Genomic DNA, 19702 nt, shown 5'->3' with positions numbered 1-19702 from the left:
GCCGGACGAACCGGGTGGGCCACCTCGGCGGGCGCCGAGGCGGCACGCCAGGCCCGTCCGGCTCGTCCAGCCCATGCGGCCCATACGGCTCCGTGGCCCCGCGGTCATGCGAAAGCCCCGCACCATCGGACGTCATCCATCCGGCGGTGCGGGGCTTTCGCGATCCGGGCATCAGCCCTTCTGGGCGCCCAGCTCGTTGGCGAGCTCGGAGCGGATCGCGTCCATGTCAAGCGCGCGGACCTGGCCGATGAGGTCCTCGAGGGCGGGCTCGGGCAGCGCGCCCGGCTGGGCGAAGACGACGATGCCGTCGCGGATGGCCATGATCGTCGGAATCGAGGTGATCTCGAATCCCTGCGCGAGCGCCTGCTCGGCCTCAGTGTCGATCTTGCCGAACTTGATGTCGGTGTGCTTCGCCGACGACTTCTCGAAAATCGGCCCGAAGGTGCGGCACGGTCCGCACCAGGCCGCCCAGAAGTCCAGCAGGACGATCCCCTCATCGGCGATGTCGTTGAAGTTCTTCTCGGTTACCTTGATGGTGGCCACCGGTGGCTCCTCCTGTCGTTCACGTCTGTATGGCTGGCATAACCACTTCCCCTCCCCGCGCATTCCATCCCGCCATCCCGCCAGGTCACCGGCGCGCGGGAACCCGCCGGGCCGGTGAACGCGGCCGGGAGCGGCGAGCTCGGACGCCGGTCCGTGCCCGGTCCGTACCCGATGCGTGCCCGATCCGGACGCCCGCCGCCGCCGAGCACGGCGCACCGCTCCGAAACTTTCCGGACGACGCTCCCGGTAGGAAAAATAAGCCTTCTTTCACCTGCTTTCCGAAAGTTTTGCTGGTGGTCAAGCCATGCCTCCAGCTCAGGGGCTTGAGGAAAAGCCGACCTCCGAAACATTTCGGTGTCCGCGTTGACGTCTTTCGGTCGTGTTCCCAGACTGATCGCCAACACCCCCACCCGGAAGGGAGAGCCCAGTGATCATCGGCTTGACCTGCTTCAAGATCCCTTCGAGGGTCGTCGCGCTGGCGGTGGCGGCGGCGCTCTCGATCGCCGGAGCGGTGACGGTGACCACCGCCGAGGCCACCGCCGCCGCGGTCGGAGTCGAGAACGAGGGGGCCGACTGCGCGGTGCCCGGCCTGCCCGACGCGGGATCGCTGCCCACCGACTCCAGGCTCCCCGACCCCTTCAGGAAACTGGACGGTACGCGCGTCTCCACCCGCTCCGAGTGGCGGTGCCGTCGCGAGGAGACCAAGAGACTGGCGGAGAAGTTCGTCTACGGCGAGAAGCCCGTGAAGCCCGCGAGCGTCACCGGGACGGTCTCCAGGACCGGCGTCACGGTGAACGTGAACCACAACGGCAGGAGTTCCAGCTTCTCCGCGAGCGTCTCGCTGCCGAGCAGCGGGTCGGGCCCCTTCCCCGCCGTCGTCGTCCTGGGAGGGTTCGGAGCCGACACGGCCGCCATCAGGGCGGCCGGTGCCGCCGTCATCAGCTACGACCCCTACGCGGTCGGGCGGGAGGGCACGCCGCGCAACAACAAGCAGGGCGCCTTCTACAGCGTCTACGGCTCCTCTTCCAGTACCGGACTGCTGATGGCCTGGGCCTGGGGGGTGAGCCGGATCATCGACGTCATCGAGCAGTCGGACGGCAGCGTCCTCAGGGCGGACGCGACCGGCGTCACCGGGTGCTCCCGGTTCGGGAAGGGCGCCTTCGTGGTCGGCGCGTTCGACCAGCGCATCGCCCTGACCATGCCGATCGAGTCGGGAAGCGCCGGCGTCCCCATCTTCCGCGGGATTCCCGGGGAGGGCGCCCAGAGCCTGAGCAGCGCGTACGGGGAGCAGCCCTGGCTGGGCGACGCGTTCGGCTCCTTCACCGGCAGCCCGGCACGGCTGCCGGTGGACACCCACCAGATGGTGGCCATGGTCGCGCCGCGCGGGCTGTTCGTCATGGACAACCCGCACATCGCCAACCTGGGCCCCCGATCCGCGAGCGTGGCGGCCCTGGGCGGGGCGGAGGTCTACAAGGCGCTCGGCGCGGGAGACAACATCACCTACTGGTCCGACGTCCAGGACGGCAGCCACTGCGCCAACCGGTCCGAATGGCGGACCCCGCTGCAGCAGAACATCCAGAAGTTCCTGCTGAGGACCGGCAGCGCCCCCGGCGCGATCAGGATCTCCTCCAGGGCGTCCGGCAACCTGTCCGAGTGGCGGGACTGGCAGACCCCGGCCCTCGGCGACTCGGGCGACACCACCCCGCCGAGCACGCCGGGCACCCCTGCCGCCTCCGGCGTGACCGCCACCGGCGCCACGCTGACCTGGACCGCGTCCACCGACCAGGGCGGTTCCGGTCTGGCCGGCTACACCGTCCACCGCGAGCAGGGCGACACCGATCCGCAGCTCGGGCAGTCAGCCACCACCTCGGTCACCCTCACCGGGCTGACCGCGAACACCCGGTACCAGGTGTACGTGCGGGCGCGTGACGGTGCGGGCAACCTGTCGGGCAACTCCCAGCCGGTCACCTTCACCACGACCGGCGGGGGTGGTGGCGACACCTCGCCGCCGACCGCCCCGGCCGGCCTGACCGCCTCGGGCACCACGTCCACGGGCACGGCCCTGAGCTGGACGGCCTCGACGGACGACACCGGCGTCACCGGCTACGACATCCTGCGCGCGCCCGGCGCGAGCGGTGGCACGTTCACCCAGGCCGGCACCTCGGCCACGACCTCGTTCGGCGACACCGGCCTGACCCCGGACACCACCTACCGCTACCAGGTCAGGGCGCGGGACGCGGCGGGCAACACCTCGCCCGTCTCGAACACCGCCCAGGTCACCACTCAGCCCGGCACGTCCACCGGAACCTGCACGGCCGTCGCGACCGCGCAGACCCAGTGGAGCACCGGGTACGTCATCCAGCCGCTGACCGTCACCAACACCGGCACCTCGGCGATCACCGGATGGACGGTCACCTTCACGCTGCCCGCCGGGCACACGCTGACCGGCTCGTGGAACGGCACCACCACCGTCAGCGGGCAGGCCGTGACCATCAGGAACGTCGGCCACAACGGCGCCCTCGCCCCCGGGGCCGCCACCAGCGGCGTCGGCTTCCAGGTGAGCCGCCCGAACGGCGACACCTCGCTCCCGTCCGGATACACCTGCGCCTGACGGCGCGGACGGCACGACGTGACCTCCGCGGGGCGACCCGCCTCGCGGAGGTTCGCGGCGGCGAACGTGCGGGCCCCTTGGCCCCTTGGCCCCTTGGCCCCTTGGCCCCTTGGGCTCCTCGGGCTCCTCGGGCTCCTGGGCTCCTGGGCTCCTGGGCTCCTGGGCTCCTGGGACGAAGCGCACGTGAACCGGAGCGCGGGGCTCCGCGCATCGCAGAAAACACACATGACCGCGTAGCCCGTGAAATCACGAAGGCTCTGCGCATGGCGGAACACACGCACATGACTGCGTAGACCGTGAAATCACGAATGTTGACACTTCATGGCTATCCTCCCCGGCCAGATGTGGCTTTCCTTGACCGGGAAGTCGCTTGCCCCGGCGTCCGCGGGTATCACTTGGACATGAGAACGCTGGACGTGGGCTGGGCGACCTGTACCTCCCCGGAGTGCGCCGGATCCGCGCGGCAGCCGTACGGCCGCTGCCTGGCCCATCTGGACGACGCCGAGCTCGACGAGGTCGTCCGCGGCCTCTCCCCCGGCTCCGCCGTCGACCTGCGGGCCACCGTCGTCGGCAGGGACCTGCTGGAGCGGATCCTCACCGCGACCCGGGGGCGCCTGGGCCGGGCGCGGTTCGACTGGGCGACCTTTCCCGAGAAGGTGCGGTTCGGCGACATCGCGTTCGGCGGGGACGTCTCGTTCGACCACGCGCACTTCCGGCACCTCGCCTCGTTCTTCGACGCCCGTTTCGCGCGCAACGCCTCCTTCAGGGAGGCCAGGTTCGACCAGGGGCTGTCCCTGCACGGCGTCGCCATCACCGGGCACGCGGCTTTCGACCGGGTCTCCATCGACGGCGACGCCCTGTTCGGAGGCGCCGTCTTCAACCGGACCGCGTCGTTCGAATGCGCTGACTTCCATGGCTTCGTCACCTTCGACGGCACCGGCTTCGCGGGCGACGCGACCCTGAGGGGGTGCAGGTTCCGCCGTACGGTCTCCTTTCGCAAGACGAGCTTCGGCGGGCTGGCCGGGTTCGACGGGGCGCGTTTCTCCTCGGGCGGCTACCTGGCCCCGATCTCGGTCGGCCGCCACCTGACCCTCGCGGGGGCGTGGGCGGGCAAGGGGCTCGACGTGACCACGGGCGGGTGCTCGGTGGACCTGCGGCGCCTGGAGGTGGGCGGGCGGCTGAACGTCCGGCTCGACGACGCCGAGGCCGACCTGGAGGGGGCGACCCTGCACGGCCCGGCCACGGTGCGGGGCCGTGACGGCGCCCGGGTGACCTCGCTGCACGAGGTGGACGCCGAGGAGCTGGAACTCGCCGACCTGGACCTCAGCACCTGCCTCTTCACCGGCATGCGCCATCCCGAGGGGCTCCGGATGAGCGGCTGCGCGCTCGCCGTCGTCCCGCGCGGCGCCCGGCTGGGACTGCGCTGGTGGCCCCGGTGGCGCGCCACCGACCACGGGTGAGCCTCTTCCCCTGAACCTTCGACAGCCCGGCTCGACCGGCCGCCGTCTCGCCGGGCACCCGGGGTCACGAGTCCGGTGATCCCGAGGACCCGGCCGCCGGGACGCCGAGCGCGGACAGGAACGCCGCGGCGGCGGGGGACGGCGGGAAGCAACTCCAGACGAGGTGCTCCATGCGGGCGGGGGCGTCGCGAAGCCGGAGGACGGGCAGATCCGGAAGTTCGGGGACGAAGGCGGCGGGCAGCAGCCCGACGCCCAGGCCCTGCCGGATCAGGCGAGCCATGAAGTCCATGTTCGTCACCTCGAAGGCGACCTCGCGTGCGATTCCGGCCGCCGCGAACGCCTCGTCCGACTGGGCGCGTGCGGCGGTGCCCGGGGGGAAGTCGACGAACGGTTCGTCCGACAGCTGGTGGAGGTCCACGCGCTTCCTGTCCGCCAGCGGGTGGCCGGGTGCCACCGCCGCGACGAGGTCGCCGCGCGCCAGCTCACGGCCGCGGACGCCCTTGGGGCGTACGCCCACCGGCAGCCCCAGGAACGCGGCGTCCAGGGTGCCCTGCCGCACCCGTTCGACCAGTTCCTCGCTCGCGCCCGAGCGGAGGGTGATCCGCACCTGCCGATGCCGCAGGTGGAACTGCTTCAGCGCGGCCGGCAGATCGACCGCCGCGACGGTGGGAATGGCCCCGATGGCGAGCCGTCCCCGGATCTCGCCGGTGGCGGCCGCCACCTCGGCACGGGCCCGTTCGGCGGCGTCGAGAGCCTGACGCGCCGCGGGCAGGAACGCCTCGCCCGCGGGGGTCAGCCGGACGCGGCGGCTGGTGCGCTCGAACAGCTTGGCGCCCAGCTCGCGTTCCAGGCGGGCGATCTGGTGACTCAACGCGGACTGGACGACCAGGCACCGCTCGGCGGCGCGGGTGAAGTTGCTCGTCTCCGCGACGGCTACGACGTAGCGCATTTGCTGGAGTTCCACGGATCAATCGTGAAGCACGATCGATCGGATGACGAACATGTGTTGGACTCATTGATCATTCGTCGCCGAGGCTGGACGCATGACGACGACGAGATCCCCTCGGGACGGCGGCCTGCCGCGCGGGCTGCTCATGCTCATGTCGGCGGCGACCGGGCTGGCGGTCTCGGGAAACTACTTCGCGCAACCGCTGCTCGACCTGATCGGCCGGGAACTGGGGCTCGGCCCCACCCTGGCGGCGCTGACGGTGACGGCCGCGCAGGGCGGGTACGCGCTGGGGCTGATCCTGCTGGTGCCGCTCGGCGACCTGGTGGAGCGACGGCGGCTGGCGGTGTCGCTCTACGCGGCGACCGCGGTGTTCCTGCTGGTGTCGGCCGCCGCCCCCGGTGGCACGGTGCTCCTGGCCGGTACGGCCCTGACCGCGCTGACCTCGGTCGGAGCGCAGGTCGTGGTGCCGTTCGCGGCGGCGCTGGCGGACCCGGCCGAACGTGGCCGGGTGGTCGGCACGGTGATGACCGGGCTGATGCTCGGCCTGCTGCTGGCGCGGACCGCGTCCGGGGTGTTGTCGGAGCTGGGCGGGTGGCGGACGGTCTACTGGGTCAACGCGGCCCTGATGGCGCTGATGGCCGTACTGCTGCGCGTCTTCCTGCCCCGGCTCGGCGGGGACGGCGGGCGCCTGTCCTACCCCGGGTTGCTGCGCTCGACGGCCGCGATGTTCCGCCACGAGCCGTTGCTGCGCTGGCGGGCGGGTGTCTGCGCGTTGAGCCTCGCCTCGTTCGGCGTGCTGTGGACGGCGCTGACCTTCCTGCTGGTGCGGCCGCCCTACGGCTGGTCGGAGTCGGCCGTCGGCCTGGTCGGCCTGGTCGGTGTCGCGGGCGCGCTGACCGCCATGGTGGCGGGACGGCTGGCCGACCGCGGGCACGTCCAGGTCGTGACCGGCGCCGGGACGGTCCTGCTGCTGGCGTCCTGGCCGTCGATCGCGGCGGGCGCGCACTCGCTGATCTGGCTGCTCACCGGCGTGATCGTGCTGGACCTGGCGCATCAGGCGGTGCTCAACGGCAGCCAGAACGTCCTCTACGCGCTCCGGCCCGAGGCCCGTAACCGGATCAACTCCGCCTTCATGACCTCCCTGTTCCTCGGCGGCGCGGTGGGGTCCGCGCTGACACCGGTGGCCTGGGTGAACGGCGGCTGGACCGGCGTGTGCGTCCTGGGCGCCGTCCTCTCGGCCGGGACCGTCGTGCTCTGGGTCCTGGAGCGCGTCACCGTCGGCCGGGCGGCGGGCGCCTCCACGGAGACCCCGGGCGGCCCGGCCCGTACCCCCACCACCATCAAGGGAGAATGAACGTGTCACGCACCGTACTGATCACCGGCGCGACCGGGACCGTGTCCACCGCGCTGATGAGGGCGCTGGAAGGGGCCGGAGTGAACCTCCGGGCTCTCGTCCGCGAGGAGTCCGCGGCGGACGGCCCGCGCGAGCGGGGCGCCGAGGTCGCCGAGGTCGCCCGCGACCACGCCGCGGCGTTCGCCCCGGCCGGCGACCGCTGAACCCGTGCCCCGGACGCCCGCGTCGGACCATCCCGCGGCCGGCCCGGCGGCGCACTACCCGTCGAGCGTGCGGGAGCCGTCCCCCGGGGCCGTCCCGGTCAGGAAGGCCGTGACGTCGCCCGCGAACCGGCCGCTGCGGAACGTCCCGAGGTGACCGAGGCCGGGGTAGGTGATCAGGCGGCCGTCGCGGACCCCCTCGGCGGTCTCCCGGAAGAGCTCGACCGGGTAGTCGAGGTCCCTCTCACCGCCGAGGACCAGGGTGGGGGCGACGACGTCGGCCAGGCGCCCGGTCAGGTCGAACCCGTCCTCCGCGCGGGCGAAGGCGAGCATGTCGCGGGGGTCGCCGGGCCGCACCAGCGGATCAAGCAGCCACAGCAGCGCCCCGGCCAGGGCCCGCCCGGCGGGTGAGGCGGCGGCCGTGACCGCCTGGTGCTGCAGGCCGCGCCGCCCGGCGGCGACCGCCTCGGTGTAGCGGCGCTGGAGCCGCCGGACGCTCGGCGTGAGCCTGTGCGCCGCCCCGGCCACGACCAGCGCGCGTACCACCTCCGGATGGTCGGCCGCCGTCTGCAGCGCCACCGAGCCTCCCGACGACAGGCCCAGCACGTCGACCGGCCCGCCGAACCTCGCGTGGAGCGCCTCGGCGTGCCGGGCGGCGATGTCGGCCATGGTGGTCCCCGGAGCCATGCCGGGAGCGCGGCCCACGGCGTACAACCGGAAGTGGCGGGCCAGCGGGGCCAGCACCCGCAGTTCCGCCTCGCGCGCCAGCCCGGCCGGGTTGGCGTGGGCGGGGGTGAACCAGCGCAGCACGACGAGCGGCGCGCCGTCGCCGAGGGCGTAGTACGGCAGGTCGTTGGCCAGCGTGCCCTGCCGCACCTTGAGATCCCTGCTTCTCACGGCGACCCCCTCCCTCCCGCCCGGTGTCGCTGGATTCGAGCGTATTCGCAGGTGGGCGTGGTCGACTCGGGGTCTTCTCAGGGTGGTCCCCGATGCGCCGGTCCTGGCGGGACACCAGGATGGGAGACACATACCCTGGACGGAAATCGGGCGACTGGAGAGCATATGGCAGGCACCGGGGTCATCGAGGACTACGTGACCGGGCTCAGCCGCACTCTCAGAGGCCCTCGGAGACCGAAGCTCGACATGATCACCGAGGCGCGCGACAGCCTGCTCGACACCGCCGAGGCGCTGGAGAGCGACGGCCTGAGGCGCGACGAGGCCGAGCGGGTGGCGGTCGAGGAGTTCGGGCCGATCCGCGAGATCGCGCCCGGCTACCAGGAGGAGCTGTCCAACGCGGCGGGCCGGCGGCTGGCCGTCCTGCTGTTCGTCACCGTGCCGCTCACCGCGATCATGTGGAACGTGCTCTGGAAGGTCTTTCCCGCCGCCCCGGCGGCGTACGAGAGCATGCCGGCCTGGTTCGTCATGGTCGCCCGGGGCGTGGACATGCTCCAGATGTTCATCGGCGCGGTCGGCGGGGTCGCGCTGTTCGCGCTGGGCCGGGGACTGCGCAGGATCAGGCGGCCCCGGCTCGTCACCCGGGCCCTGGGGGTCTTCGTCTGGGCCATGCTGCCGGTCATGCTCGTGTCGTGCGGGGCGCTGATGGTCGGCTCGCGCGACTCCGCCGGGTTCGGCGCCTACCTGCCGGGGACCGTCGCGTCGGTGGTGAGCTACGCGATCTGGCTCCTGCAGCTGTACGGCGCCTCCCGCTGCCTGAGCGTCACCCGGCGCGAGCCCGTCCCCGCGGCCGCCTGAGCCCCGCGGCCGCCTGAGCCCCGCGATCGCCCGGACCTCACGGGCGCCGCCCCCACCGGAACCACCGTGATCGCCGGGCGTGCTTCAGGCGATGAGCGGACAGGAGCACGATCTCTTCGGGGTTGGCCGTCTCAGCGCCTGTTCGCACATGCTGATCGGGGCCCAGGAAGTAGGTGGTGAGGCCGACGGCCATGGCTACGTGTCTCATGCCAGGAAACCTAGGGAAAATCTGGCCCATGGATATAGTCCAGATCCATGGAAGAAAAGTGGTCCAGATTGGGGCTGGACCTCCACCTCAGGCTCGGCTCCGGACACGGACTGCGGACCGGTCTGGAACACGCGCTGCGCGACGCGGTGCGAGGCGGCCGGCTGCCGCCGGGCACACCGTTGCCCTCCTCACGGGCTCTCGCCCGGGATCTGGGTGTCGCTCGTGGCACCGTCACCCAGGCCTACGATCAGCTCGTCGCCGAGGGGTACCTGGCGTCCCGGCCGCGGTCGGGCATCCGGGTGGCCGACCGGCCGGCCGAACCACCGGCGGTCAAGACCGCGCTGCCCCTGCACACCACCCTGCCCTCCGTACCGGGCGCGGACCTGAGGCCCGGCCTGCCGGACCTGTCGAACTTCCCCCGGCGCGAATGGCTCGCCGCCACACGGCGGATCCTGCAGACCACCCCCAACACCACCTTCGGATACGGCGACCCCGCCGGACACGCCGGGCTCAGACAGGCGCTGGCGGAGTACCTCGGCCGTGCCCGCGGCGTGGTGACCAGCCCGGAGCGCATCATCGTGTGTGCCGGTTACACCCACGCCCTTCGGCTCATCTGCCAGGCACTTCGCTGGCAGGGGGCGTCCTCCGTCGCCTTCGAGGACCCCTCCCTGCCCGACTACCCCGCCCTGGCCGAACAGACCGGGCTCCGGGTGACCCGCGTCCCCGTCGACCCCGACGGGCTGGTCGTCGACCGGCTCACCGACGAGGCCGCCGTCGCCGTGACCCCCGCCCATCAGTACCCCCTCGGGGTCACCATGAGCCCCGCCCGCCGAACGCGGCTGCTGGCGTGGGCCCAAAGGACAGGGGGGTTCGTGCTGGAGGACGACTACGACGGCGAGTTCCGTTACGACCGCCAACCCGTCGGCGCCCTGCAGGGCCTCGCCCCCGACCGTGTCATCTACGCCGGGACCGCCAGCAAGACCATCGCCCCCGGCCTGCGCGTCGCCTGGATCGTCGTACCCGCCGGCCTCATCGCGCCGCTGCGGGCGTCGATGTCCTGGGACGAGGCCTACGTCAGCGTCATCGACCAGCTCGTACTCGCCCAGCTCATCCGCACCGGTGAACTCGACCGGCACCTGCGCCGCTGCCGGACTCGCTACCGGCGCCGAAGGGACCGCCTCGGCGACGCCGTGACCCGGCACCTGCCCCACGGGCGCCTGTCCGGAATCGCGGCCGGCCTGCACGCCGTCCTCCAGCTCCCCGACACCGGCGTCCCGGAAACGCGTCTCCTCTCCCACCTGGAAAGGCGCGGGGTCACCGTCGGTGGCGTCACTCCCTTCTACGGCCGGCCGGAAGACGCCCCGCCCGGCATCGTCATCGGCTACGCGACCCCACCGGAACACGCCTACGGCAACGCCCTCGACACACTCGTCGACGCGCTCCGCGATCAGGGGTTCGCCGGGTAGCGCCGAAGGCTCGCGCCCCCGTCCGCGCCGCCCGGCGACCTGCTCCGCCGTCCGTACCGGCCTGATCGGTGCCGCCAGCGGGAGGAGCGCGCACCGATCCCGGCAGAGCCCGGCAACCGACCGGCGCGCCCCTGTCGGCCCATGGCCGTTCGAGCCCCGCCGGAGCGTGGTGCCGGTGACCCGGGACGTACCGGCTCAGGGGGCGTCAGCGGGTGGCGCGCGGTTCCAGGACGCTGCCGATGGCCCCGGTGAACTCCCGCCAGGCTGAGCGCTCGCCGGCGAGGGCCGTGCGCCCCGAGGAGGTCAGCCGGTAGGTGCGCCGCCTGCGCCCGCTCACCGTGGCCCACTCGCTGGCCAGGTATCCCGCCTGCTCCAGCCGTCGCAGTGCCGGATAGACCGTGCCGGTCGGCACGTTCAGCGCGCCGCCGCTGCGCGCCTGGAGCGCCTCGATGATCGCGTAGCCGTGCAGCGGCTCGTGCTCGAGCACGGAGAGCAGCAGGGCGTCCATGTGCCCTCGGAGCGCGTCGGTGTTCACCCGGCCACCTCCGTCCGCCGGACGAGTCCAGTGTCACCGCACCCGGCGGTTCGTTCGCTTCGCTCGCTCACGTCGTCACCCTACCTCCCGTATAGACATGCTACATGTAGGCGGTCTACATGTAGAGTGTCTATAGGTAGACAAACACAACAATGGAGGTGAGACCGTGAACGTGCTCGACCTGGCCCGGACACAGTTCGCCGTGACAGGGAGCCTCCACTTCCTGTTCGTCGTGCTGACCCTGGGCCTGGCCCCCCTGATCGCGATCATGCACACCCGCTACGCCGTCACCGGCAAGCCGGTCCACGAACGGGTGACCCGCTTCTGGGGCCAGATCTACGTGATCAACTACGCGCTCGGCATCCTCACCGGGCTGGTGATGGAGTTCCAGTTCGGCATGAACTGGAGCGGCCTCTCCCACTACGCCGGGGACGTCTTCGGCGCGCCGCTCGCGATCGAGACGCTCGGCGCGTTCTTCCTGGAGTCCACCTTCCTGGGCCTGTGGATCTTCGGCTGGCACCGGCTGCCCACGTGGCTCCACGTGGCGTGCATCTGGGTGGTGACGCTGACCGCCTACGCCTCCGCCTTCTGGATCATGGTGGCCAACTCGTTCCTGCAGAACCCCGCCGGAGCCGTGGAGCGCGACGGCCACCTGGTCCTGACCGACCTCGGCGCGCTGCTCACCAACCCGGCGCTCACCATGGCGGTGCCGCACGTGCTCGGCGCGGGCCTGTGGACCGGCGGTTTCGTGGTGATGGGGGCCAGCGCCTACCAGCTGTTCCGGCGCACTCCCGAGAAGGAGTTCTTCACGAGCTCGCTCCGCACGGGAGTGATCACCTCGCTGATCGGCTCGCTGATCACGGTCGGCTTCGGTTTCGCCCAGTTCGGCGTGATCGGCGACATCCAGCCGGGCAAGTTCGACGACGGGGGCCTGGCCGGGCTGGGGCTCGGCTTCATGATCATGATCGGCGAGCTGCTCAACCTCCTCCTCGTGCTCGTGCTCGCGCCGACCGTGTACTGGCTGCCGCGCTGGCGCCGGCTGCACCCCGTGCTGATCGCGATCACCCCGCTGCCGTTCGTGGCGGCGATCCTCGGCTGGCTGGCCAGGGAGTCCGGCCGCCAGCCCTGGATGGTCAACGGGAAGCTGACCGTCGCCGACGCCATGTCCCCCGGGCTCACCTCCGGGATGGTCACCGTCTCGCTCATCGCCTTCGCCGGCGTGCTCACCCTGCTCGCGGTGATCGACTACGTGCTGATCGCCCGCACCGTGCGGCGCGGGCCCGCCGCCGTCACCCTCGGCGCGGACGCGCCGGCCGACCCCACCGAGCGCGCGCACGCGCTCAACCACTAGGGAGAGACCGTGGACATCCTCTGGCTCGGCGTGTTCGCCCTCCTTCTGATCGGCTACTTCGCCCTGGAGGGCTTCGACATCGGCGTGGGCATGCTGCTGCCCGTGCTCGCCAGGACGCGCGAGGACCGGGACGAGGTCGTCGCCGCCATGGCGCCGTTCGTCCTGGCCAACGAGGTGTGGCTGGTGGCCGTGGCGGGCGTGCTGTTCGGCGTCTTCCCCTCGATCGAGGGCGACGTGCTGTTCGGCCTCTACCCGCTGGTGGTCTCCCTGCTGGTGTCGTGGATCGTGCGCGACGCCGGGCTCTGGTTCCGCCGCCGCGCCGACGGGAGCGCGTGGCGGTCGACCTGGGACTGGGCGATCGCCGTCGGCTCGTACGGCCTGGCACTGAGCTGGGGCATGGTCCTGGTCGCGGTGGCCGGCGGCCTGGCGGGCCCCCCGATCGGCCTGGCGGGACTGGCGGGCGGCCTGGTGGTGGCCGCGCTGCTCGCCTTCCACGGCTGGACGTTCGTCTCGTGGCGGCTGCCCGGCCGGGTGACCGGCGCCCGCCGCACCGGCCGGGCGCTCCTGATCTCCGCGTGCGCCGCCGCGGCGCCCGTCGCGGTGCTGCTCGCCGTGCTCGCCCCCTGGCTGCTCGACCGTACGGCGCCCGCCGGGACGCTAAGTGTGCTCAGTGTCATGATTCTGCCCTTCGCACCGATCATGGTGGGTGCGCAAGTATGGGTATGGCGGGCGTTCGGTCCCGGGCGCACCGCCTCCGATCGGGTTCCGTCGTTCTTCTGAGCTCCCTAGGGTTGGCATGCACAAGGATCTTGTACGGCTGGCACTGAGCGAGCGGGCCGTCCGCAACCACCTGGCCGTGTGCCTGGCCGCCGCGGTCCTGACCGGGCTGCTCGTCCTCGTCCAGGCGGAACTGCTCGCCGGGGTGCTGTCCGGGCGGTTCGCGACCTCGGCTCTGATCCTGCTGGCGGTGGTCGTCGGGGTCCGGGCGCTGTTCGCCCTGGCGCAGGGGGTCGCCGCCGGGCGCATGACCACCGGGGTGAAGTCCGCCCTGCGGCACCGCCTGCTGGCGCGGCTGCGGGATCTCGGCCCCGTCAGACCGGCCTCCCAGCGCTCGGGCGAGCTGGTGACGCTGACCGGGCGGGGCCTGGACGCCCTCGATCCCTACCTGTCGGGCTACCTGCCCGCGGTGGCGGTCGCGGGCGTCGTGCCGATCGCGGTGCTCGTCCGGCTGTTCACCGCCGACCTGGCCAGCGCGGTGATCGTGCTGGTCACGCTGCCGCTCATCCCGATCTTCGGGGCGCTGGTCGGCATGCACACCAAGGCCGTGACCGAGCGCCAGTGGAGAGCTCTCTCCCGCCTCGGCGGACACTTCCTGGACGTGGTTCGGGGCCTTCCCACGCTGCGCGCCTTCGGCAGGGCCCGCCACCAGGCCGAGGTGATCCGGCGGGTGGCCGACGCCCACCGGGCCGCGACGATGCGCACGCTGCGGGTGGCCTTCCTGTCCTCGCTGGTGCTGGAGCTGGCCGCGTCGCTGTCGCTGGCCCTGGTGGCCGTCCCGGTGGGCCTGCGGCTGCTGTCCGGCTCCCTGGACCTGTCGGCCGCGCTGCTGGTCCTGCTCCTGGCACCGGAGGCGTACCTGCCGCTGCGCAACATGGGCGGCAGGTTCCACGCGGCGATGGAGGGCGTCGCCGCCGCCGACGAGGCGTTCGGCGTGCTCGACGGCCAGGCGAAGACGGCAGGGACGGCGAAGACGGGGACGGAGACGGCGGGGACGGAGACGGCGGGGACGGAGACGGCGGGGACGGAGACGGCGGGGACGGAGACGGCGGGGGCGGCGAAGACGGAGGCACGGCCTCCTCACGACGAGCACGCGGGCCCGCGTACGGCGGCGGGGAGCACACCGGGACAGGGAGCGGGGCCGGACGGGGCGCCGGAGATCCGGCTGGAACACGTCACGGTGCGTTACCCGGACCGTGAGGAGGCCGCGCTGGAGGACGTGTCGCTGGTGATCGCGCCCGGTGAGCGGGTGGCCCTGGTCGGCGAGAGCGGAGCGGGCAAGAGCACCCTGCTCCACCTGCTGCTCGGCTTCGTCACCCCCTCGGAGGGCAGGGTGCTGGTCGACGGCGTCGAGATCGGCGACCACGACTCCTGGCGCGCGCGGCTGGCGTTCGTACCGCAGCGCCCGCACCTCTTCGCCACCTCGGTGGCCGACAACATCGGGCTCGGCGCCCCCGGCGCGACGATCGGCGAGATCAGGGCCGCGGCGCGGGCCGCGCAGGCCGACGAGTTCGTCACCGCGCTGCCTGAGGGCTACGACACCGTGCTCGGCGAGCGCGGGACGAACCTGTCGGCCGGGCAGCGGCAGCGGGTCGCGCTGGCCCGCGCGTTCTGCCGCCCGGACGCCGGGCTGCTCCTGCTGGACGAGCCGACCGCGCGGCTCGACGGCCGCAGCGAGGGCGCGATCGTGAGCGCGACCCGCGACCTCGCCGAGGGCCGCACCGCCGTGATCGTCGCCCACCGGCCCGCGATGATCGACCTGGCCGACCGGGTGATCCGGATCGCCGACGGCCGCGTGGTGACCGAGGAGGGCACCGGCCGGGACGCGAGAGGGGACCTCCTCGTGACCGGCGTCAACGGGATCCCGGCGGGCCGGACGGACAGCCGGCCGGCGGACCGGGTGGACGGACGCCTTGCCGACCACACGGGCGAGCGACCGGCGGACCCGGCTGACCCGGCGGACGGACCATCGACGAACCACACGGATGAGCGACCGGCGAGCCGGACGGAGGAAGGACCGGCGAGCCGCGCGGACGAACGATCGGCGGGCCGGGCGGAGGAGCGATCGGCGGGCCGGGCGGAGGAGCAATCGGCGGGCCGGACCGGCGGGCGGCTGGTCCTCGCCGCGGCGGGGGCGGCGGCGGCCGAGCTGGCCGGGCTCGGGCTGATCGGGTCCGCCGCGTGGCTCATCACCAGGGCGGCCGAGCAGCCGCCGCTGGCGGCGCTGAGCGTGGCGATCGTCGGGGTGAGGGCGTTCGCGACGACCAAGGGCATCTTCCGCTACGGGGAGCGCCTGTCCGGTCACGATGTGGCGCTGCGGGCCCAGGCGACGACCAGGGAGCGGCTGTACCAGGCGCTCATCCCCACGGCGTCGTCGAACAGGCGCGGAGCCGACCTGCTCAGCCGCATGGTCGACGACACCGACGCGGTACAGGACCTGCTGGTGCGCTGCCTGCTCCCGGCTGTCGCGGCGCTGGTCACCGGCGTGGCCGCGGTGGTGATCGGGCTGTTCCTGCTCCCGGCGGCGGCGCTGGCGCTCCTGGCCGGGCTGCTGGTGGCCGGGGTGCTGATCCCGGCGGGCACGGCCGCCGCCGCGAGGCGCTGGTCGGCGCGGATCGCCCCCGCGCGGGCGGACCTGGCGGCCCGGGTCGCCGACCTGGTGCACGGGGCGGCCGACCTGACCGCCTACGGGGCGGACGAGCGGGCGCTGGCCGCCGCCGCCGAGACCGACGCCCGGCTGGCGGCGCTGGAGCGCAGGCAGGCCCGGGCGAACGCGGTGGCCTCGGCCCTGGGCCTGCTCACCCAGGGACTGACCGTGGTGGCCGTCGTCCTGCTGGCGAGTGCTGCCGGGGCGGGGTCCGTGGTCACCGCGGTGCTCGCGCTGGTCTCGCTGGTGTCCTTCGAGCCGGTGCTGCCGATGGCCGCGGCCGGGGAGCGGCTGACCGGGGTGCTCGCCGCCCTGCGCCGCCTGCGGGAGGTGGGCGCGACCCCACCGGCGGTCTCCGAGCCGGCCGTCCCCGTCGCGGTCCCCGCCGGGCCGCCGACCGTCGAGATCGAGGACCTGGTGGTCCGGCACGGCACAGGCCTGCCCCCCGCGCTGGACGGGGTCAGCCTCACCCTCACCCCCGGCAGGCGCGTCGCCCTGGTCGGCCCCAGCGGAGCGGGCAAGAGCACCCTGCTGTCGGCCCTGATGCGCCTCGTCGAGCCCGAGTCGGGGACGATCCGGGTCAGCGGGGTGGACATCCGGGAGCTGGCCTCCGACGACGCCCGGCAGGTGATGACCGGGCTGACGCAGGACCCGTACGTGTTCCAGACGTCGGTACGGGACAACCTGCGGCTCGCGGGCCCGGAGGCCGGTGACGAGGAACTGGCCGAGGCGATGCGGCGGGCGCGCCTGGACCGGTGGGTGGAGCGGACCGGCTGGGACGCGGTGCTCGGGGAGGACGGGCGCACGGTGTCCGGGGGCCAGCTGCAGCGGCTGGCCCTGGCGCGGGCGCTGCTGCACGACCCGCCGGTGCTGCTGCTGGACGAGCCCGCCGAGGCCCTGGACGAGACGACGGCGGACGCGCTCATGGCCGACCTCCTGGACGCCACCCACGGCCGTACGACACTGCTCGTCACGCACCGCCTGCGCGGGCTGGAGCCGATGGACGAGATCCTCGTGCTGGAGAACGGCTCGGTGACGCAGCGCGGCACCCACCGGGAGCTGGTGTCCTCCCCCGGCTACTACCGCGACCTGTGGCGCTCGGAGGCCCTGACCGCCGGTCGGTGAACGCCTCCGGGGCGCTCCCCTGCCGCGTTCGGGGCAACGCGGGCGGAGGCGAAACCATAGGTAGCACCCGCCCCCACCTGGTCTCACAGTCCACAGTGATCCACCGTCATCCGGCCTCGCCCGGGGTCGTTGTCATTCGGTGGCAAGGTCACCCGGACCGCAGCCAGGCGAGGACAGGAAGCCGCCGTGGCGGAGCCTTGGGATGGCCGGTGGCGCGGCTGAAGCCGTGAAAGGTCGGCGGTGAGCTCCTCGAAGCGCCCGCTCGGATACTCCGGCTAGGGTGATCACGACCTGTCTCGCTCCGATCTGAGAGGAATCCCCCGGCGCCATGGCTTCCATCCGCCACGAGATTGTGATCAACTCCTCTCCCGAGCACATCTGGGACGTGCTGCGCGACGTCGGCGCCGTGCATGAGCGCCTGCTGCCCGGCCGCGTCGTCGACACCCGGCTCGAGGACGACCAGCGGTTCCTGACCTTTCCCGACGGGCACGTGATCCGTGAGTTGATCGTCGCGGTGGACGACGACGCCCGCCGCCTGGCCTACTCCGTCGTCGAGGGCGCGCGGCCGGCGCTCCAGCACCACCATGCCTCGTTCGAAGTCCACCCCGAGGGTGACCGCGCGGGCCGGCTGATCTGGACCACCGACGTCCTGCCGCACGCACTCGCGACCGAGATCCGGATTCGCGTCGAACGCGGCGCGGTGGAGATGAAGCAGGCGATCGAAGCGGCAGCAGGCGGCTGAACCGCCGACCGGCACACCGATCCCCTCCGCACGTCTACCTTGTACCCGACTCCGCACGGGACGCCGTAGGCCGACAACCAACGTTGTCAGAAAAGTCGTGCCTTGTTCTCCGGATACTTCGTCGCGACCGGGATGACCGCTCAGAGGGTGGGCACGATCGGGCGGATCGTGCCGTCCGTGTTGAACTCCATCCGGTCGACGGCCACCTCCCTGTTGGTCCCGTTCCCCGCCGGTACGGCGAACCGGTGGTAGGCGACGTACCACGTGTCGGTGCCGGGTGCCCGGACGACCGAGTGGTGGCCGGGGCCCTTGATCCCGGCCTCCAGCCGCTTCTGCAGCACGACGCCGCGCCTGGTCCACGGGCCCGTCGGGCTCGTCCCGGTGGCGTACGCCACCCGGTAGTCCTCGCTTCGGGTGTCGTTCTCCGACCACATGAGGTAGTAGGTCCCGTTGCGCTTGAACACGAACGGTGCCTCGTTGTAGCCCGACGGGGTGATCACGCGCACCTGCGCGGGGTCGAAGGAGGTCATGTCGGCGTTCAGCGGCACGACGCGGGCGGCGCCCTGTCCCCAGTACAGGTAGGAGCGGCCGTCGTCGTCGGTGAAGACCATCGGGTCGATCGCCTGGCCGGAGTACTGGCCGGCGGCGACGAGCGGCCGGCCGAGCGCGTCCCGGAACGGGCCCGCGGGCGAGTCGGACACCGCGACCCCCAGCTGCTTGGCGGTGTTCCCCGAGGCCGCGCCGCCGCTGAAGTACATGTAGTAGCGGCCGCCTGCGGCGGCGACCGCGGGCGCCCAGGCCGAGTCGTCGGCCCACGACACGTCCGGGCCGTGGTTCAGGACGACGCCGTGGTCGGTCCAGTTCACCAGGTCGGCGGAGGAGAACGCCTTGTAGTACGTGCCGCCCCAGCCCGCGTAGCCGTCGGTCGTCGCGTACAGGTAGTAGCGGCCGCCCGCGGCGATGACGTGCGGGTCGGCGAACAGGCCGGGGATCACCGGGTTGCGGTTCGTCCTGGGCGCCCACGGCGCGGCGATCTTGAACGAGCTGTCGGCGCGGAAGGCCGCGGTGTCCTGGTAGGTGTCCAGCCAGAGCCCGAAGTCGCGGTGCCTGATCCGCCGGCCCGGATAGTTGTAGGAGGTCAGGGACGTCGAGCCGGCGACCGACCCGTCCACGGCGCAGAACGTGGCGTCGGCGCGGAAGGTCGCGTCGCCGGTGTTGGCGTCGACGCGCAGCCGGTAGTCATAGTGCCGCAGGAAAAGGCCGCTCCTGGTCTGGAAGGAGTAGCAGGACGGCGAGGCCAGGCCGTTGACCACGGTGAAGGTGGCGTCGAGCCTGGTCTGGGCCGGGCTCGCGGAGGTCACTGGGTCGAGGCGGCCGAGCGCGTCGGCGTGCCGGACGTAGTGGCCGGGGTAGTTGACCGCCTCCAGCGACCGGGCGCCGGTCGGCAGCGTCGCGGCGTGCGCCGGAGAGGCCGTCGTCACCAGGGTGGAAATCGCGAGCACGAGCGCGGCCGTCCCGGCCGCCCGTCTGCCGACCGTCATACGGACCTCTTTTCGAGCTCTGAAATGTTATCGCTAACATTCATTGACGGAAAACCGCCGCACGAGGAGGCGGGGAACGCCGATGCGATTGGCACACCATCCGCGACCACTGCGGAGTGGCAGGTCAGGTCGGCGCCACATCAGTGTGTGCGCTCACAATCGATCGGTCAAGCCTGTCAGACCCGGCGAATGCGCGTTCCGGGATCCCCGGGGTCCTGTTGACATCCGCGATGGCGACGTAAACACTCTGCGGAAACGCAGCGGGAACATTGACGCGCCCGATCGTCCCCACCTGCGGGTCAACGTGAAACGTCAATTGTTAGCGCTAACGCAATTGTGCGCCGTTCCGCCCCTCGGAGAAGGGTGCCTGTCGTGTCCCTGCGCCGGACGATCCTCGCGGGCGTCGCGTCACCGGCGACCGTGCCGAGCCGCGTCGTCGCC

At 72.5% G+C, this 19702-nt stretch carries 16 protein-coding genes and 1 pseudogene; 11 read left to right on the top strand and 6 right to left on the bottom strand.

Features of this window, described 5'->3' with window-relative positions; translation table 11 throughout:
• Positions 1-171: 171 nt before the first annotated feature.
• Complete coding sequence (gene trxA / locus AC5L38_RS03990; protein WP_495241360.1) at positions 172-543, bottom strand: thioredoxin; 372 nt, start codon at positions 541-543, stop codon at positions 172-174.
• 427 nt (positions 544-970) lie between these two features.
• Here trxA and AC5L38_RS03985 point away from each other — a divergent pair, with 427 nt between their 5' ends.
• Together AC5L38_RS03985 and AC5L38_RS03980 are read left to right on the top strand one after the other, a co-directional pair.
• Entirely contained in the window at positions 971-3154 is a 2184-nt protein-coding gene (locus tag AC5L38_RS03985) for a fibronectin type III domain-containing protein (RefSeq protein ID WP_495241359.1), read from the top strand.
• A gap of 401 nt (positions 3155-3555) precedes the next feature.
• The gene (locus AC5L38_RS03980; RefSeq protein ID WP_495241358.1) at positions 3556-4614 is read left to right on the top strand and encodes a pentapeptide repeat-containing protein; all 1059 of its coding nucleotides are present in this window, start codon (positions 3556-3558) and stop codon (positions 4612-4614) included.
• A gap of 64 nt (positions 4615-4678) precedes the next feature.
• On the opposite strand, the gene AC5L38_RS03975 is transcribed toward AC5L38_RS03980, so the two are convergent.
• A complete protein-coding gene (locus tag AC5L38_RS03975) occupies positions 4679-5578 on the bottom strand; it encodes a LysR family transcriptional regulator (RefSeq protein ID WP_495241357.1) in 900 nt (299 codons plus the stop codon).
• Between the two features lie 79 nt (positions 5579-5657).
• Between AC5L38_RS03975 and AC5L38_RS03970 the strand changes: the two genes are divergently transcribed.
• On the top strand, positions 5658-6917 hold the full coding sequence (locus tag AC5L38_RS03970; RefSeq protein ID WP_495241356.1) for an MFS transporter: 1260 nt from the start codon (positions 5658-5660) through the stop codon (positions 6915-6917).
• 2 nt (positions 6918-6919) lie between these two features.
• Positions 6920-7120, top strand: a complete 201-nt coding sequence (locus AC5L38_RS03965) for an NmrA family NAD(P)-binding protein (RefSeq protein WP_495241355.1) — start codon at positions 6920-6922, stop codon at positions 7118-7120.
• 54 nt (positions 7121-7174) lie between these two features.
• Here AC5L38_RS03965 and AC5L38_RS03960 read toward each other — a convergent pair whose 3' ends face one another.
• Positions 7175-8014, bottom strand: coding sequence for an alpha/beta fold hydrolase (locus AC5L38_RS03960; RefSeq protein ID WP_495241354.1), 840 nt, complete (start codon positions 8012-8014; stop codon positions 7175-7177).
• A gap of 165 nt (positions 8015-8179) precedes the next feature.
• Between AC5L38_RS03960 and AC5L38_RS03955 the strand changes: the two genes are divergently transcribed.
• Entirely contained in the window at positions 8180-8869 is a 690-nt protein-coding gene (locus tag AC5L38_RS03955; protein ID WP_495241353.1) for a permease prefix domain 1-containing protein, read from the top strand.
• 37 nt (positions 8870-8906) lie between these two features.
• Here the strand turns inward: AC5L38_RS03955 and AC5L38_RS03950 are convergent, their stop codons facing one another.
• Positions 8907-9077 (bottom strand): hypothetical protein, encoded by a 171-nt coding sequence (locus AC5L38_RS03950; protein WP_495241352.1) that lies wholly within the window; start codon positions 9075-9077, stop codon positions 8907-8909.
• A gap of 47 nt (positions 9078-9124) precedes the next feature.
• On the opposite strand from AC5L38_RS03950, the gene pdxR reads away from it, so the two are divergent.
• Positions 9125-10543 (top strand): MocR-like pyridoxine biosynthesis transcription factor PdxR, encoded by a 1419-nt coding sequence (gene pdxR / locus AC5L38_RS03945; RefSeq protein WP_495241351.1) that lies wholly within the window; start codon positions 9125-9127, stop codon positions 10541-10543.
• Between the two features lie 205 nt (positions 10544-10748).
• Here the strand turns inward: pdxR and AC5L38_RS03940 are convergent, their stop codons facing one another.
• Positions 10749-11078, bottom strand: a complete 330-nt coding sequence (locus AC5L38_RS03940; RefSeq protein WP_495241350.1) for a helix-turn-helix transcriptional regulator — start codon at positions 11076-11078, stop codon at positions 10749-10751.
• 166 nt (positions 11079-11244) lie between these two features.
• Here AC5L38_RS03940 and AC5L38_RS03935 point away from each other — a divergent pair, with 166 nt between their 5' ends.
• From AC5L38_RS03935 to AC5L38_RS03915, 5 genes and pseudogenes are all read left to right on the top strand, one after another.
• Positions 11245-12429, top strand: coding sequence for a cytochrome ubiquinol oxidase subunit I (locus AC5L38_RS03935; RefSeq protein WP_495241349.1), 1185 nt, complete (start codon positions 11245-11247; stop codon positions 12427-12429).
• Between the two features lie 9 nt (positions 12430-12438).
• Positions 12439-13209, top strand: a complete 771-nt coding sequence (locus AC5L38_RS03930) for a cytochrome d ubiquinol oxidase subunit II (protein WP_495241348.1) — start codon at positions 12439-12441, stop codon at positions 13207-13209.
• 16 nt (positions 13210-13225) lie between these two features.
• A pseudogene (gene cydD / locus AC5L38_RS03925) lies at positions 13226-15013 on the top strand (thiol reductant ABC exporter subunit CydD); the annotation flags it as partial.
• Positions 15002-16978, top strand: coding sequence for a thiol reductant ABC exporter subunit CydC (gene cydC, locus AC5L38_RS03920; RefSeq protein WP_495241546.1), 1977 nt, complete (start codon positions 15002-15004; stop codon positions 16976-16978). The pseudogene cydD and the gene cydC, both read left to right, overlap by 12 nt.
• Before the next feature lie 328 nt (positions 16979-17306).
• Positions 17307-17720, top strand: a complete 414-nt coding sequence (locus tag AC5L38_RS03915; RefSeq protein WP_495241347.1) for an SRPBCC family protein — start codon at positions 17307-17309, stop codon at positions 17718-17720.
• Between the two features lie 140 nt (positions 17721-17860).
• On the opposite strand, the gene AC5L38_RS03910 is transcribed toward AC5L38_RS03915, so the two are convergent.
• The gene (locus AC5L38_RS03910) at positions 17861-19261 is read right to left on the bottom strand and encodes a family 43 glycosylhydrolase (RefSeq protein ID WP_495241346.1); all 1401 of its coding nucleotides are present in this window, start codon (positions 19259-19261) and stop codon (positions 17861-17863) included.
• Positions 19262-19702 lie beyond the last annotated feature (441 nt).

It is taken from the genome of Streptosporangium nanhuense, from assembly GCF_059358815.1.
The sequence above is the reverse complement of the archived record's forward strand: the minus strand, read 5'-3'. Positions and strand labels throughout refer to the sequence as shown.